Below are 15,657 nucleotides of genomic sequence, written 5' to 3' on the forward strand. Positions count from 1 at the left end.
CGGCGGAAGCACCGCTCCCAGGTCGGCGCTCCGGCATCCTGACCCTGGTCTTCCTGTACGCCCTCGCCGACAACATTCTTGAGCAGCCGGACGGCATCATGATTTCGGCGTTCTTCATCGCGGGCATCATCGGGGTTTCCCTGGTGTCCCGGGTGGCGCGCACGACGGAGCTGCGGGTCGAAAGCGTCGAGAAGGACTTCGAACAGCGGGGATGAACCCGGTGCCGGGCGCCGCCCATGTGAAGAGGTCCGGCCATCAGCGCGAGGTAGCCGGCCCCGGTCGCCTCTAGGCTCGGAAGATGTCTTCTCCGCGATTGCGTGTCAGTGTGCCGGAAACGAAACTGCGGGAGGCGCTCGGCGACCTGCCCGACGGGGTCGAGCTGCTCGACTGGGAGCTATCCGGTCCGGCGCCTGTGCCCGTCATCGACATCGTGGTGACGCCGTATATGGGCAAACCGGCCGGCCTCGCGCACCTCGCCGGCGTGACGACGCGCCTGGTGCAGAGCCAGTCGATCGGCTACGACCAGGTCAAGGCGGCGCTGCCGGCCGGGCACGTGTTCGCCAACGCGGCCACCGTGCACGAGACGTCGACCGCCGAACTCACCCTGGCGCTGATCCTGGCCTCACAGCGCGGCATCCCGGACTTCGTGCGGGCGGCAACCGAGGGCCGTTGGGCCCCTGCCCAGCACGCGAGCCTCGCCGACCGCACCGTGCTGCTGGTGGGCTTCGGCGGCGTGGGCCAGGCGATCGAGGCCCGGCTGCTCCCGTTCGAGACCACCGTCGTGCGCGTGGCCCGCACCGCCCGCTCCGACGACCGCGGCGTGATCCACGGGTTCGAGTCGCTGCCCGGACTGCTCCCCCAGGCCGACATCGTCGTCGTCGGCGTGCCGCTCACCGCGTCGACGACGCACCTCGTCGACGACGCCTTCCTCGGCCGGATGCGCGACGGCAGCCTGCTCGTGAACATCGCCCGCGGCCCGGTGGCGGACACCGACGCGCTGCTCGCCCACGCCGGCAGCGGGCGCCTGCGGCTCGCCCTCGACGTGACCGATCCGGAGCCGTTGCCCCAGGGGCATCCGCTCTTCGCCCTGCCCAATGTGCTGATCTCCCCGCACGTCGGTGGAGCCTCGACGGCAATGCTGCCGCGGATGGCCCGCCTGCTGCGCGGCCAGATCGACCGGCTGCTGCGCGGCGAGGCCCCCGCCAACGTGGTGCTGCGCACGGACTGATTTTCAGATTGAGTTGCGGAGAAAGTGCCTTCAATTCCACAACGAAGGTACCTTCTCCGCAACTGAGCCGGACGGTGCGAGCGCGGAGTGAGTCAGGTAGTGTGGTCAGACCACACTAATGAGCATCACCCCAGGTCGAGGAGGACCATCGTGCCCGTCGACGACCGCCGCGCCTGGGAGACCGTGCTCGCCCACATCGAGGCTGACCTGCTCGAAGGCCGCCTCCACCCGGGCGACCGTCTGCCCGGCGAGCGCGCCCTGGCCGTGGAGCTGGGCGTGGGCCGGTCCAGCGTGCGCGAGGCGATCCGCGTGCTCGAGGTGCTCGGGCTGATCCGCACGGCGACCGGCTCCGGCCCCTCCGCCGGCGCGATCATCGTCGCCCTCCCCGGCGGCGGCATGTCGGCCCTGATGCGGCTGCAGGTGGCCGCCCGGGGATTACCGGTCGCCGACGTCGTGAAGACCCGTCTCGTGCTCGAGGCCTCGGTCGTGACCGAGCTGGCCGGGGCGCCGAGCCGGCCCGACCTCGCCGGGTCGGAGGCGCTGCTCGACGCGATGGAGTCCCGGGAGTTGACCGAGGCGGAGTTTTTGGCCCTCGACGCACAGTTCCACGTCTCGCTGGCCGAGGCGTCCGGCAACCAGGTCGTCACGGCGATGATGGCCGGCCTGCGGAGCGCCATCGAAGGCTACGCGCGCGCCGGCGTTCCCGGCCTCGTCTCCTGGCCCGCAACATCCGCCCGCCTCATGCTCGAGCACCGCGCCATCCTCGCGGCCATCGCCTCCACCGACGCGGAGGCCGCACGCCTGGCCGTGCAATCCCACATCTCCGGCTACTACGCCGAAACCCACCTCACCTAACCCAGGCCCAACAGGAAGAAGGCACTCGATGGTTCAACGACGCATCCCGAAGATTCAGGATCTCGCCCCGCTGATGCAGTTCAAGACGCCGGAGCTGAACGCGAAGAAGCGCCGCCTCGACGCCGCGCTCACCATCTACGACCTGCGCGACATCGCCAAGAAGCGCACCCCCCGGGCCGCGTTCGACTACACGGATGGCGCCGCCGAGGCGGAACTCTCGCTCGGCCGGGCGCGCCAGGCCTTCGAGGACATCGAGTTCAACCCGTCGATCCTGCGCGACGTGTCGACGGTGAACACCGGCTGGGACGTGCTCGGCGCGCCCGTCGCCCAGCCGTTCGGCATCGCCCCGACCGGCTTCACCCGGATGATGCAGACCGAGGGTGAGACCGCGGGCGCCCACGCGGCGGCCAGGGCCGGCATCCCGTTCTCGCTGTCGACGATGGGGACGACCTCGATCGAAGACGTCAAGGCCGCGAACCCCGACGGGCGCAACTGGTTCCAGCTGTACATGTGGAAGGACCGCGACCGCTCGATGGCCCTCGTCGACCGGGCCGCGAAGGCCGGCTTCGACACCCTCCTCGTGACCGTGGACGTGCCGGTCGCCGGCGCGCGCCTGCGCGACAAGCGCAACGGCTTCTCGATCCCGCCGGCGCTGACCGCGGGCACGGTGCTGAACGCGCTGCCCCGCCCGGAGTGGTGGATCAACTTCCTCACCACCGAACCGCTCGCCTTCGCCAGCCTGGACCGCTGGAGCGGCACCGTCGCCGACCTGCTCGACACCATGTTCGACCCGACTGTGACGTTTGAGGACCTCGCCTGGATCAAGGCGCAATGGCCCGGCAAGATCGTCGTCAAGGGCGTGCAGACCGTGGCCGACGCGAAGCGGCTGGTCGACCTCGGCGTGGACGGCATCATCCTCTCCAACCACGGCGGACGCCAGCTCGACCGCGCCCCGATCCCGTTCCACCTCCTGCCGCAGGTCGTGCGCGAGGTCGGCTCCGAGATGGAGGTGCACCTCGACACCGGGATCATGAGCGGAGCGGATGTCGTCGCATCCGTCGCCCTCGGCGCGCGTTTCACGCTGGTCGGGCGCGCGTACCTGTACGGCCTGATGGCCGGCGGGGAGGCCGGCGTCGACCGGGCGATCGCGATCCTCTCCGAGCAGGTGTCGCGCACGATGCGCCTGCTCGGCGTGAACTCGCTCGAGGAGCTCGAGCCCGGGCACGTGACGCAGCTGACCCGGCTCAGCCGGATCGCGGCCGAGGCGCCCGCCCCGGCATCCGTGGTTCTCTAGACGGCGCCGTTGGCTGCGCCCAGAATCGCCGAATCTGCCGAGTGTCGCCGGTACAACGGGTCGACTCGGTAGATTCGGCGACACTCGGCGCCTTTGATTGGCCGCGGGCTCAGCGCGGGCGGGCCGCGGCCGGGCGGCCCGCGCAGCAGCCCCTCGGCGCTCGGGGTGAACGCCCCGCCCACGTTGAGGAGCCGCCGGATCGACCCGGGATCCCGCCCCGCCTCGGCCGCGCCGTCATCGATCCGCGCATTCAGGGCCGCCAGCCCGGCCGGGCCCCCCGGTAGGAAGCCCAGGGAGGCGATCCAGCCGTCGGCGGCGCGACCGGTGAGCGCCAGCATCCGCGGCGTGTAGGCGCCGAGCCAGATGCCGCTGGAGTGGAGCGGCGCCGGCCCGCGCTGCGCCCCGTCGACCGTGTACCACTCGCCGCGCACGCGCACGCCGCCGGGTCGATCGCTTGCCCACACCTCACGGATCACCGCGATCGCCTCCTCGAGCGCGCCCACCGCCTGCCCGGGCCTGAGCCTGCGGCCGCCGGATGCCTCGATCGCGTCCCAGAACGCGCCGGCGCCGAGCCCCAGCTCGACCCGGCCCCCGCTGAGGATGTCGAGGCTCGCGGCGCTCCTCGCGATCACGGTCGGCTGGCGGAGCGGAAGGTTGAGCACGTTCGGAGCCAGGCGCACCCGCTCGGTTCGGGCGGCGACCCAGGACAGCAGGGTCCAGGCGTCGAGGAAACGGGGCTGGTACGGATGATCCTGGAACGTGACAAGGTCGAGGCCGGACCGCGCGGCCAGCCGGGCGAGCGCGACCACGGCATCCGCCTGGGCTGCCGTGGGCGTGACAAAGGTTCCGAAGAGCAGGTCGCGGCCGTAATCGGTCATGGGCGCGAATCCTCCCTCAACCACCGACTGTGCCACGCCCGCCCGAAACGCGGCGAAGTGCGATCAGGCGGCGGGGCTGGCGAGCTCCTCGAGCACGCCGGCCAGCTGCTCGACGAGCCAATCGATGTCTTCGGCCGACACGACGAGGGGCGGCGCCAGACGGATGGTCGAGCCGTGCGTGTCCTTCGCGAGCACGCCGCGGGCCAGGAGCGCCTCGCTCACCGCACGCCCGGACGCGAGCTCCGGGTCGATGTCGATGCCGGCCCAGAGGCCCGCGCCGCGCACCGCGAGGACGCCGTGTCCGATCAGCCTCGTCAGCCCGGCGTGCAGGTGCTCGCCGAGTTCGCGGGCGCGCTGCTGGAATTCGCCGGTCTCCAGCATCGTCACCACGGCGAGGCCGACGGCCGCCGCCAGCGGGTTGCCGCCGAAGGTCGAGCCGTGCTCGCCGGGCTTCAGCACGCCGAGGATGTCGCTGTTTCCGACCACCGCGGACACCGGCACGATGCCGCCGCCGAGGGCCTTGCCGAGCAGGTAGAGGTCAGGCACGACCCCGACCAGGTCGCAGGCGAACGTCGAACCGGTGCGGCCGAGGCCGGACTGGATCTCGTCGGCGATGAACAGCACGTTCTGGCGGCTCGTGATCTCGCGCACGGTGGGCAGGTAGCCGGCCGGCGGCACGACGATGCCGGCCTCGCCCTGGATCGGCTCGATCAGCACGGCGACGGTGTTCGCGTCGATCATGGCCTCGAGCGCCTCCACGTCACCGTAGGGAACCGTGCGGAACCCGGGCGTGAACGGCCCGAAGTCCGCCCTAGCCGACTCGTCATCCGAGAAGCTGATGATCGTGGTCGTGCGGCCGTGGAAGTTGCCGCCGGCGACGATGATGTTCGCCTGCAGGGGCGCGACGCCCTTCACCCGGTAGCCCCAGGCGCGGGCGACCTTGACGGCGGATTCGACCGCCTCGGCGCCCGTGTTCATCGGCAGGACCATGTCCTTGCCCGAGAGCTTCGCCAGGGCGGTGACGAACGGGCCGAGCTGGTCGTTGTGGAACGCGCGGCTGGTGAGCGTGATCCGTCCGAGCTGCGCGCGCGCGGCATCCAGCAGCACCGGGTTGGAGTGGCCGAAGTTCACGGCCGAGTAGGCGGCGAGGCAGTCGAGGTAGCGTCGGCCGTCGATGTCGGTCACCCAGGCACCCTCACCGGATGCCACGACAACGGGCAGCGGGTGGTAGTTGTGGGCGGCGTGCTCGTTCTCGAGCGCGATGGCCTGGGCCTGGCGGGGCGTGGTGGTCAGGCTCGGCGCGGCGTGGGTGGTGTGGGTCATTGTTTCCTCGCTCATCGTCGGAGTTCCAGGGTGCAGCACTTGACGCCGCCGCCGCCGAGCAGCAGCTCGGACAGGTCGACGCCGATCGGGTTGTAGCCGCGGGCGCGCAGCTCGCGTTCGAAATCCTTCGCGCGCGAGGCGATGACCACGTTGTAGCCGTCGGAGTAGGAGTTGAGGCCGAGGATGGCGGCGTCCGCTTCGGTCGCGATGATGGCATCCGGAAAGCGCTCGCGCAGGATCGCCAGGCTGGCCTCGTCGAAGGCGCTCGGCAGGTAGGCGATGTTGGTGTCGTCGAGCACGGCGATCGCGGTGTCGAGGTGGTAGAAGTTCGGGTTGACCAGCGTGAGCGTGATCACCTTGCGGCCGTAGATGCCGGCGATCTCCTCGTGGCTGTTCGACGCGCTGCGGAAGCCCGTGCCGGCCAGGATGACGTCGCCGACGAGCAGGAAGTCGCCCTCGCCCTCGTTGACCTCGGCGGGATCGCGCACGTCGAATCCGTTGGCGCGGAACCAGTCCATGTACGCCGGACCCTCCGGCTGGCGCTGCGGGTAGGTGAACCGGGCGCCGTAGGCGATGTTGTCGATGACGAAACCGCCGTTGGCCGCGTAGACCATGTCGGGCAGGCCGTCGATCGGGTCGATCAGGTGCACGTCGTAGCCGAGGCCGAGGTAGGTGTCGTACAGGGTCTGCCACTGGGCCACCGCGAGGGACGTGTCGGTCGGCAGCGCCGGGTCCATCCACGGGTTGATCCGGTAGACCACGGTGAAGTAGTCGGGCTTGCACATGAGGACGGTGCGCTTGACGGCCGTGCGCACCGGAACGTCCGGCGTCACGAGTTCCTCGAGATTGGTCGACATGGGATCTCCTTGCTCTGCGCTCCGGCCCGGTACCCGGGGGTCGGTGCGTGGGGTGGATGGCGGACCAAGTCGCTCACGAGAGCCCGGCGCGATCGGTTCACGATCCCGCGCGGGACGCCGCCTCAAGTCTCACACAGCCGGAATCAATGGTGCACGCTAATTCGCGCACGAAATCAGCGTGCTTCCCGCCCCCTGCGCACGATTCACGGCGCGCAGCAGGTCAGCGGCGCAGTTCCTGGGACACGCACTTCACTCCGCCGCCGCTCTTGAGGAGCTCGGACAGGTCGACCGGAACCGGGGTGTACCCGGCGGCGGCGAGGGCCGCGATGTAGTCGTGCGCGTCCTGGGCGACGACCACGTTGCGCCCGTCGGACACCGAATTGAGCGCGAGGATCGCGGCCTCCTCCTCGGAGACGAGGATCGAGTCGGGGAAGCGGTCGGCGAGCAGCGCCCGGCCGGCCTCGTCGAACGCGCTCGGCAGGTAGGCGATCCGTGCCGGGCCGTCGATCGCCTCGGAATCCAGGACCGTGAGGGCGACGTCGAGGTGGTAGAAGCGCTCGTCGACGAGGCGCAGGCTGAGCACCTCACGGCCGAAGACGCGCGCGAGTTCGGTGTGGCTCTCCGCGCTCGAACGGAAGCCGTGGCCGGCCAGGATCACGCCGCCGGCGAACGCGAAGTCGCCTTCGCCCTCATTGACGGATGCCGGCTCGTGCGTCTCGAAACCGTGCGCGGCGAACCAGGCGCGGAAGGAGTCCGCCTCCGCCCGCCGCTCCGGGTGGGCGAAGCTCGCCACGTAGGCCCGGCCGTCGACGGTGAAGCCTCCGTTGGCGGCGAAGACCATGTCGACGAGCCCGGGGACCGGGCCGAGGAACGCGACCTCGTGGCCGAGGCCGCGGTAGACGCCCACGAGTGCGTCCCACTGACGAAGGGCGCGGGCCGTGTCCGTCGGGGCGTCGGGGTTCATGAACGGGTTGATGGCGTAGCTGACCGTGAAGTATTCCGGGCGGCACATCAGGTAGCTGCGCGGGCTCGCCGTGCGCGTGGGCGCCGCCTCGGGCGTGGGCGCGGGAGCGATCGTGGGCGTCGGAGCGATCGTGGGCAGAGCGGTGTCCAGCAGCGTTCTCGCCAACGGATCTCCTTTGTCGTGGTGGGTTCAGTTTTCCACGCAGCTATCCGGTGATTCCCGCAATCGGGCGCGGGATTACTGCGTAATCTGCGCGGTCCGCGCAACGATTTCGCCTAGACTCGCGGGATGGACAACCTCGACCGCAGCATCCTCGATCTCCTGCGCCAGAATGCGCGCACCGGCTACGGGGACATCGGTTCCGTCGTCGGGTTGTCCGCCTCCGCGGTGAAGCGCCGGGTGGACCGGCTCGTGGCCGACGGGGTCATCCGCGGCTTCACGATCCAGGTCGATCCCGCCATCGACGGCATGAGCACGGAGGCCTACGTCGAGCTGTTCTGCCGCGGGACCGTGGCACCCGACGAACTGCTGCGGATCCTCTCCGGTGTGCCCGAGGTCGTGGATGCCGGAACCGTCACCGGCAGCGCTGACGCGATGGTGCACATCCGGGCCCGCGACATTTCAGGACTCGAAGCGGCCCTGGAGAAGGTGCGGCTGGCCCCCAACGTCGACCACACCCGCAGCTCGATCGTGCTCTCCCGCCTGATCCACCGCGCCGCCGAGTAGCGAGGCTCGCTGGGGTCGGCCGCGGTTGCGCCCGGCACTCCGAGTTGCCACACTGGCCAGACGCAGCCCCCAGGGAGAGCAAGCCGTGCCACTGTCATTCCTCACAATCGACTCGACGTCGGCCACGCCGCCGTTCGAGCAGCTCCGCGTGCAGCTCATTGAGGCCGTACGCTCCGGTGAACTCGCCGCCGGCACCCGGCTGCCGCCGGTTCGCGCCCTGGCCGCGGACCTCGGCCTGGCCACGAACACGGTCGCCCGCGCCTACCGCGCGCTCGAGCGCGACGAGGTCATCGAAACGCGCGGCCGGAACGGATCGTTCGTCGCAGCGACCGGGGACGCCACCCACCGCCAGGCGCAGCTCGCCGCCATCGCCTACGCCGACCGGGTCACCGGGCTCGGCGTCGACCCGGCGGAGGCGCTGGCGCTCGTGGCGGCCGCCCTCGCTCGGTAACCCCGCAGCGCCCCGCAGCGTGGCGCGCCGGCTAGATCACGCCGTCGGAGAGCGTGCTCGGGTTGCCGAAGCGGTGCGCGGTGATTGAAATCGCCTGCTCGCGGAGGAACGGCAGCAGTTCCACGCGGCCGGCCTGGGTGACCTGGTGCGCGTAGACGGCCACGTCGGGGCTGCCGGCGAGCGCCAGCGCGAGGGCGGATGCCTCGGCGGCGGCGCCCGTTCGCGGGTCTCCGCCGATCAGGCGAACCCGGCTCGTGCTGATGCCGCCGGCGGCCGCACGTTCCAGCCACTCGGCGTCGCTTTCGACGGTCACCGGCACCTCGCGGGCGTCGAGAACGCCGCGCACGCCGGCCGGCACCGGGACGGCCGTGGACACGACGAACCGCGAGTTCGACAGCACCGCGGCGCTGATCACGCGCAGCAGGTCGGAGAGGGTGCCGCTGTCGGTGAGGCGCACCGTGACGGGCAGCGGCAGGTAGCGGAAGACGTTGCGTTCCAGGACCAGGCCGGAGGCATCCTTCACGGCTCCGAACTCTTCCCGCCAGGCCAGCGCGTCGCTGAGCGCAGACCGGCGCAGCACGTCGAAGTCGGCGTAGTCGAGCACCGACTGCGACGCCTCGATCACGTCGGTCACGCGCTCCTCGAGGCCGCGCAGGTGCAGCGTCGAGCTGTTCTTGCCGGGGTCGGTGACCCAGCCGCCCAGGCCGAACAGGTAGTTCGGTCCGCCGGCCTTGGTGCCGGCGCCCACGGCGGAGCGCTTCCAGCCGCCGAACGGCTGGCGCTGCACGATCGCGCCGGTAATGCCGCGGTTCACGTAGAGGTTTCCGGCCTCGATGGTGTCGAGCCACTCCGCCAGTTCGTCGGCGTCGAGCGAGTGCAGCCCGGACGTGAGCCCGTAGTCCACAGCGTTCTGGAACCGGATGGCCTCCGCCAGGTTCCGGGCGTGCATGACGCCGAGCACCGGGCCGAAGAACTCGGTGAGGTGGAAGTAGGAGCCGGGGGCCACACCGGTGCGGATTCCCGGCGTCCACAGCCGGCCGGAGTCATCCAGCTGCCGGGGCTCGACAAGCCACTTCTCCTCCGCGCCGAGTGTGGTGAGGGCGTGCAGGAGCTTGCCTTCGGCCGGCTCGATGATCGGGCCCATCTGGGTCACCGGGTCGGCGGGCAGTCCGACGCGCAGTGAGGTCGCGGCATCCACCAGCTGGCTGATGAAGCGTTCGGACCGGGCAACCGAGCCGACGAGGATCACCAGGCTGGCGGCGGAGCACTTCTGGCCCGCGTGGCCGAACGCGCTCTTGATCACGTCGGCGGCGGCGAGGTCGAGGTCGGCCGACGGGGTGACGATGATGGCGTTCTTGCCGCTGGTCTCGGCGAGCATCGGCAGGTCGCTGCGGAACGTCCGGAACAGCTGCGCGGTCTCGTACCCGCCGGTCAGGATGACCCGGTCGACCGACGGGTGCGCGATGAGCTGGGTGCCGAGCGTGCGGTCGGCGAGGTCGACGAGCGCGAGGAGCTCGCGCGGGACGCCGGCCTCCCAGAGCGCCTCCACCATGACGGCGCCGCTGCGCTGGGCGAGCCTGGCCGGTTTGATGATGACACCGGATCCCGCGGCGAGCGCGGACAGCACGCCGCCGGCCGAGATGGCCACCGGGAAGTTCCACGGCGGGGTGACGACGGTGAGCTTCGAGGGCACGAAAATGGCGCCCTGGACCCGGTCGAGGTCCTTGGCCCGCTCGGCGTAGTAGTGGGCGAAGTCGATCGCTTCGCTGATCTCGGGGTCACCCTCGGCGATGGTCTTGCCGGTTTCGGCGGCCATCACCTCGATCAGTCGGTCGCGCCTCGCTTCGAGCGCGACGCCGGCGCGGTGCAGCACTTCGGCCCGTTCGGCGCCGGTCTTCTGCCCCCACGCGGCGCCGGCCCTGGCAACGGACTCGATGATGCCGTCGAGGACGCCGGCGTCATCGACCCTCGCGGCCGCGATCGTGTCGACGCCGAGCGTCGAGCCCTCGACGCGGGCCAGGATGCTGCGCCCCCAGGCGCGGTTGGCCGGCAGGGACGGGTCGGTGTCTGCCGCGTTGTGGAAGCCGGACGGCACGCCGGCCGAGCCGCGGGTGAGGCCGAGCACGGCCGCGGTCAGGTGCGCGTCGGTCTCGTCGGCGGCATCCGCGGCGAGCGCCGCCGGGGCTGCGGACTCGAGCGGCCTGGCCTGCGACCGGTCCTGGCTGCGGTTCGGCTCGGGGACGACGGCGTCCTGCGCCCGGAGGGAGGCGAGGAAGCGCTCCTTCTCGCGAGCGAACAGTGCCGGCGTGCTGGTCAGCTCGAACACGGCCGACATGAAGTTCTCCTGGCTCGCGTTCTCTTCGAGGCGGCGGATCAGGTAGCTGATGGCCACGTCGAACTCGGCCGGGTTGACGACCGGCGTGTAGAGCAGCAGGCGGCCGACGTCCTTCTTGACCGCGTCGGCCTGGCTCGTCGCCATGCCGAGCAGCATCTCGAATTCGACCTGGTCCTGCACGCCGCGGCGGGTGGAGAGGATGTGGGCGTAGGCGAGGTCGAACAGGTTGTGGCCGGCGACGCCGATGCGGACGGCATCCGTGTTCTCGGGGGTGAGCGCCCAGTCGAGCACGCGCTTGTAGTTCGTGTCGGTGTCCTGCTTGGTTCCGTAGGTGGCAACCGGCCAGTCGTGCACGACCGCGTCGACCTGCTCCATCGCCAGGTTGGCGCCCTTGACGACGCGCACCTTGATCGGCGCTCCGCCGGCCGCGCGCCGGGCCTTCGCCCACTCCGTGAGCCCCTGGAGCGCACCGAGCGCGTCGGGCAGGTAGGCCTGGAGCACGATGCCCGCTTCCAGGGTGCGCACCTGCGGCTGGTCGAGGATGCGTTCGAACACCGCGATGGTGAGGTCGAGGTCGCGGTACTCCTCCATGTCGAGGTTGATGAACTTGGGCGTGGGCGACGCCGCGGCCAGTTCGTAGAGCGGGGTGAGGCGTTCGACGACGCGGGTGACGGCCTCGTCGAAGGACCACATCGACAGCTGGCTGGCGATGGAGGACACCTTGATCGAGACGTAGTCGACGTCGGGGCGCTGGAGCAGCGTGCGCGTCCCCTCGAGGCGACGCAGGGCCTCCTTCTCGCCGAGCACGGACTCGCCGAGGAGGTTGATGTTGAGGCGATTGCCGGATTCGGTGAGGTGTGCGATTGCCGGGCCGAGCTTCGCGGGGGTCGCATCGATGACGAGGTGGCCCACCATCTCGCGCAGCACCTTACGGGCCGCGGGGACGACGACCCAGGGCAGCACGGGGCCGAGCACTCCGCCGACGCCGATCGCGCCGCGCATATACCAGGGCAGGAAGGCCGGGGCCTTCTTCGCGACCTGCTGCAGGCTGTAACCGGCGACCATCTTGTCTTCGGGGCGCATCACTCCGTCGACGAATCCGACGGTGAAGTCCAGCCCGTTGGGGTCTTTCAGTACCCCGGCGAGGCGCTCGGCGGACACGTCCGCGGGGATCGTGGCGCTCTCGGCGAGCCACTTCTGCACGAGCGCGACAACCTCGACGCTGAGGTCCTTCTCGACATTGGGGATGAGGGGGTTGGTCATGGTCACGACGTTAGTCTTTCGTTTCGTTATGCCGCACAGAAGAGGTATCTATTCTCAGTGTGCGGCCCAATGTCAATAGGCAAAAGCGAATCTTTGTGCACGATATTCATTAGTATTACTGATGAATAGTGAGGCGGTCTGATGCTGGATGTCCGGAGGCTCCGGTTGCTGCGTGAACTGAAGATTCGCGGCACCCTGGCCGGGGTGGCCGAGGCCCTCGCTTACAGCCCGTCAGCGGTGTCGCAGCAGCTCGCGCTGCTCGAGAAGGAGGCCGGCGCCAAGCTCCTGCAAAGGGTCGGCCGGCGGGTGCAGCTCACGCCGCAGGCCGAGATCCTGGTCGAGCACACGACGCATCTGCTCGAGCGCCTCGAGCGGGCCGAGGCGGAGATGACCGCGTCGCTGACGACGGTGTCGGGCACCGTGCGGGTGGCCGTGTTCCAGTCGGCCGCGCACGCCGTGATCCCGCGTGCGCTCACGCTCCTCTCGGCCCAGTTCCCCGAGCTGCGGGTGGAGATCACCGAACGAGAGCCGGAGCTGGGACTGTTCGAGGTATCCGCCCGCGACTTCGACCTCGTCATGGCCGAGCAGTACCCCGGCCACACCAGGGCGCACTGGCCGGACCTCGACCGGGTGGACCTGGCCTCAGATGCGCTGCGGCTGGCCGTTCCCCGCCGCCGCACCGGGCGGGTGTCGGCGCCGACGCTCGAAGAAGCGGCCTCGCTGCCGTGGGTGATGGAACCCGCAGGCACGGCTTCCCGCCAATGGGCGACGCAGTTGTGCCGCTCAGCCGGATTCGAGCCCGACGTGCGGTTCGAGACCGCCGACCTGGTCGCGCACATCCGCCTGATCGAATCCGGCAACGCCGTAGGCATCCTGCCCGACCTCGTCTGGGCCGGCGACAAACCGTCGGTGCGCCTGCGCGAGCTCCCCGGACGTCCCCACCGCACGGTCTTCACCGCCGCCCGGCGCTCGAGCGCCGGCCGGCCCGGCGTGCTCGCGGTGCGCGACGCGCTGGCCCGCGCCGTCGCCTGGCCTTCCTCCCGCGAAACCGCAGTTGTGCGCGATATAACGACGTTTTAGCCCGCACAACTGCGGTTTCGCGGGGATGGGGGACACGGCTTAGGCTCGTGCCATGACCGAACCCACACACGATGTCGTGATTGTCGGAGGCGGGCACAACGGCCTGACCGCCGCCGCCTACCTCGCCCTGGCCGGCAAGTCCGTGCTTCTGCTCGAGCAGGGCGATCAGGTGGGCGGCGCGGCCATCTCGGCCGAGGCCTTTGCGGGCATCGACGCCCGCCTCTCGCGCTACTCCTACCTGGTCAGCCTGCTGCCCGAGCGGATCATCAGCGAGCTCGGCCTCTCGATCGGGCTCGCCCGGCGCCGGTACTCGTCGTACACGCCGGACCCGTCCGACACGACCGGCGGCCTGCTCGTGGACCGCGGCGACGACGCCGCCACCCGCGCCTCCTTCACCCGGGTCGGCGCGGCCGGCGACTTCGAGCCCTGGAACGCCTTCTACCAGGCCACCGAGCACGTCGCCCGGGCCCTCTTCCCCACCGTGTGCGAGCCGCTGCCGACACGCTCGGAGGCGCGGCTCCTGGTCGGCGACGACGCGCTCTGGGACGCGCTCATCGAGCAGCCCCTCGGCCGGGTGATCACCGACCGATTCGGCAGCGGCCTCGTGCGCGGGGTCGTCGCCACCGACGGGCTGATCGGCACTTTCACGGCGCTGGATGACGCCTCCCTCGACGCCAACCGCTGCTTCCTGTACCACGTGATCGGCAACGAAACCGGCGATTGGGACGTGCCGATCGGCGGCATGGGAGCCGTGTCCGGCGAACTCGAGAAAGCCGCCCGCGCGGCCGGGGCCCGGATCGAAACCGGGGCGCGGGCGACCTCGGTCACGCCGGACGGTGAGGTGCGCTACGAGCAGGACGGCCGGGACATCGTCGTCGCCGGCCGGTACGTGCTGGCGAATGTCGCGCCCTGGGTGCTGCAGGGGCTGCTCGCGGATGCGACCGGCGCCGTTTCCGGCGCGGCTTCCGGCACCGCTTCCGGCCGGCCCGTCGCCAAGCCCGAGGGCGCCCAGGTCAAGGTGAACCTGCTGCTCACGCGGCTGCCGAAGCTCCGCGACGAGTCCGTCTCGCCCGAGGCCGCGTTCGGCGGAACGTTCCACATCAACGAGACCTACGACCAGCTCGAAACGGCGTACCTGCAGGCGGCAGACGGTGACATCCCCGGCGTGCTGCCGTGCGAGATCTACTGCCACTCGCTCACCGACCCGAGCATCCTGGCGCCCGAGCTCGTCGCCGCCGGAGTGCAGACGCTCACCGTGTTCGGCCTGCACGCCCCCAGCCGCTGGCTGACCGAGGAGAACAACGACGCCCTGCGCGAGCGGCTCCAGGCCGCCGTGCTGGCCTCGCTCAACTCGGTGCTCGCCGAGCCGATCGAGGCGCTGCTGCTCACGGATGCCGCGGGCAACCCCTGCGTGGAGACCAAGACCGCGCTCGACCTCGAGCACGCCCTGAACATGCCCGGCGGCAACATCTTCCACGGCCCGCTCGACTGGCCCTTCCTCGAGGACGACGCCCGTCGGGACACCCCGGCCGAGCGCTGGGGCGTGGCGACGGAACATCCGCGCATCCTGGTCTGCGGGGCCGGCGCGCGTCGCGGCGGCGGCGTCAGCGGGATCGGCGGGCACAACGCGGCGATGGCGGTGCTGGAGGACTGAGGCCGGCCGGGGCTCTGGCATCCGGAGGGCGGAAGGCATAGCCTCATAGCAGGTACTCGATCACTCACCGCGGAGGTCGCCATGTCAGCAAAACCCACCGGGCGCCTCGCCCATCGCCAGGACGGGCTCTACTTGATGCTCGACCGGCTGTTCTCCGCGCCGGCCGTCGACGTCTGGGCGAGCCTCACCCGGACCGACGAGCTCGAGACCTGGATCGGCACGTACACCGGCTCGCCGCGCACGGGCGCCGTCAAGTTCCGGATGAACGCCGAGGACGACGCCGAGTGGGAGTACGTGAGCATCCTCGAGTGCACTCCCCCGTACCGCTTCGCGGGCGACTTCGGCGAGGGCGAGAACGAATGGCGCGCCCTGGTGCACCTGAGCGAAGCCGACGGGATGACGACCCTGACCTTCGGCCAGCGCCTGAACAGCGCCGCCGAGGCGGCCACGGTCGGCCCCGGCTGGGACTACTACCTCGACCGCCTGGTGGCGGCCCGCACCGGCAAGCCGCTGCCCGAGCGCGAGCACTACATCCCGGCCCACGCGCGTTACTACAAGGAGCTCGTGGTTCCGAGCAAGTCGGCCTGACTTCCTCGCGCACCGCGGTTGAGTTGCGGAGAAAGTACCTTCACTGCGCCCGCGCGCGCGATGTCAAGCTGAGTGGAGCCACTCGGGTTAGTTTGTGACGGCTGTGTCGGGGATGTTGATTCCGACGGTGCCGGCTGGTGCGGGTGTTCTTGGTCGCGCGC

General features: G+C 70.6%; 13 protein-coding genes. 8 read left to right on the forward strand and 5 right to left on the reverse strand.

Features of this window, described 5'->3' with window-relative positions:
* The first annotated feature begins 298 nt into the window (after window positions 1–298).
* The 3 genes from E3T54_RS09935 (at window position 299) to E3T54_RS09945 (ending at window position 3,377) form a co-directional block, all read left to right on the forward strand.
* Window positions 299–1,228: a 2-hydroxyacid dehydrogenase gene (locus tag E3T54_RS09935; RefSeq protein ID WP_134475535.1), complete on the forward strand. Its 930-nt coding sequence runs from the start codon at window positions 299–301 to the stop codon at window positions 1,226–1,228.
* A gap of 150 nt (window positions 1,229–1,378) precedes the next feature.
* Window positions 1,379–2,083, forward strand: coding sequence for a FadR/GntR family transcriptional regulator (locus E3T54_RS09940; protein ID WP_134475536.1), 705 nt, complete (start codon window positions 1,379–1,381; stop codon window positions 2,081–2,083).
* A 28-nt stretch (window positions 2,084–2,111) separates the two neighbouring features.
* Complete coding sequence (locus E3T54_RS09945; RefSeq protein WP_092323248.1) at window positions 2,112–3,377, forward strand: alpha-hydroxy acid oxidase; 1,266 nt, start codon at window positions 2,112–2,114, stop codon at window positions 3,375–3,377.
* On the opposite strand, the gene E3T54_RS09950 is transcribed toward E3T54_RS09945, so the two are convergent.
* From E3T54_RS09950 to ddaH (E3T54_RS09965), 4 genes are all read right to left on the reverse strand, one after another.
* Window positions 3,374–4,255, reverse strand: a complete 882-nt coding sequence (locus E3T54_RS09950; RefSeq protein WP_134475537.1) for an LLM class flavin-dependent oxidoreductase — start codon at window positions 4,253–4,255, stop codon at window positions 3,374–3,376. The two genes, E3T54_RS09945 and E3T54_RS09950, sit on opposite strands and share 4 nt — an antisense overlap.
* 63 nt (window positions 4,256–4,318) lie before the next feature.
* Window positions 4,319–5,578: an ornithine--oxo-acid transaminase gene (rocD, locus tag E3T54_RS09955; RefSeq protein ID WP_134475544.1), complete on the reverse strand. Its 1,260-nt coding sequence runs from the start codon at window positions 5,576–5,578 to the stop codon at window positions 4,319–4,321.
* 11 nt (window positions 5,579–5,589) lie between these two features.
* Window positions 5,590–6,435, reverse strand: coding sequence for a dimethylargininase (gene ddaH / locus E3T54_RS09960; RefSeq protein WP_134475538.1), 846 nt, complete (start codon window positions 6,433–6,435; stop codon window positions 5,590–5,592).
* Window positions 6,436–6,655: 220 nt separating this feature from the next.
* Complete coding sequence (ddaH, locus tag E3T54_RS09965) at window positions 6,656–7,510, reverse strand: dimethylargininase (protein WP_370255354.1); 855 nt, start codon at window positions 7,508–7,510, stop codon at window positions 6,656–6,658.
* 177 nt (window positions 7,511–7,687) lie between these two features.
* Here ddaH (E3T54_RS09965) and E3T54_RS09970 point away from each other — a divergent pair, with 177 nt between their 5' ends.
* Both E3T54_RS09970 and E3T54_RS09975 read left to right on the forward strand, forming a co-directional pair.
* Window positions 7,688–8,125 (forward strand): Lrp/AsnC family transcriptional regulator, encoded by a 438-nt coding sequence (locus E3T54_RS09970; protein ID WP_092323241.1) that lies wholly within the window; start codon window positions 7,688–7,690, stop codon window positions 8,123–8,125.
* Between the two features lie 85 nt (window positions 8,126–8,210).
* Window positions 8,211–8,576, forward strand: a complete 366-nt coding sequence (locus tag E3T54_RS09975) for a GntR family transcriptional regulator (RefSeq protein WP_218121503.1) — start codon at window positions 8,211–8,213, stop codon at window positions 8,574–8,576.
* Window positions 8,577–8,607: 31 nt separating this feature from the next.
* On the opposite strand, the gene E3T54_RS09980 is transcribed toward E3T54_RS09975, so the two are convergent.
* Window positions 8,608–12,174 carry a bifunctional proline dehydrogenase/L-glutamate gamma-semialdehyde dehydrogenase gene (locus tag E3T54_RS09980; RefSeq protein ID WP_134475546.1) on the reverse strand — a complete coding sequence of 1,189 codons (3,567 nt, stop codon included), beginning with the start codon at window positions 12,172–12,174 and terminating at the stop codon, window positions 8,608–8,610.
* Window positions 12,175–12,315: 141 nt separating this feature from the next.
* Here E3T54_RS09980 and E3T54_RS09985 point away from each other — a divergent pair, with 141 nt between their 5' ends.
* From E3T54_RS09985 to E3T54_RS09995, 3 genes are all read left to right on the forward strand, one after another.
* Window positions 12,316–13,254: a LysR substrate-binding domain-containing protein gene (locus E3T54_RS09985; RefSeq protein WP_092323240.1), complete on the forward strand. Its 939-nt coding sequence runs from the start codon at window positions 12,316–12,318 to the stop codon at window positions 13,252–13,254.
* Window positions 13,255–13,306: 52 nt separating this feature from the next.
* Complete coding sequence (locus tag E3T54_RS09990) at window positions 13,307–14,908, forward strand: NAD(P)/FAD-dependent oxidoreductase (RefSeq protein WP_134475539.1); 1,602 nt, start codon at window positions 13,307–13,309, stop codon at window positions 14,906–14,908.
* 81 nt (window positions 14,909–14,989) lie between these two features.
* Window positions 14,990–15,496: an SRPBCC domain-containing protein gene (locus E3T54_RS09995; RefSeq protein ID WP_092323237.1), complete on the forward strand. Its 507-nt coding sequence runs from the start codon at window positions 14,990–14,992 to the stop codon at window positions 15,494–15,496.
* Window positions 15,497–15,657: the final 161 nt, after the last annotated feature.

It is taken from the genome of Cryobacterium sp. Sr8, from assembly GCF_004403225.1.
GTDB classification, from domain to species: domain Bacteria; phylum Actinomycetota; class Actinomycetes; order Actinomycetales; family Microbacteriaceae; genus Cryobacterium; species Cryobacterium psychrotolerans.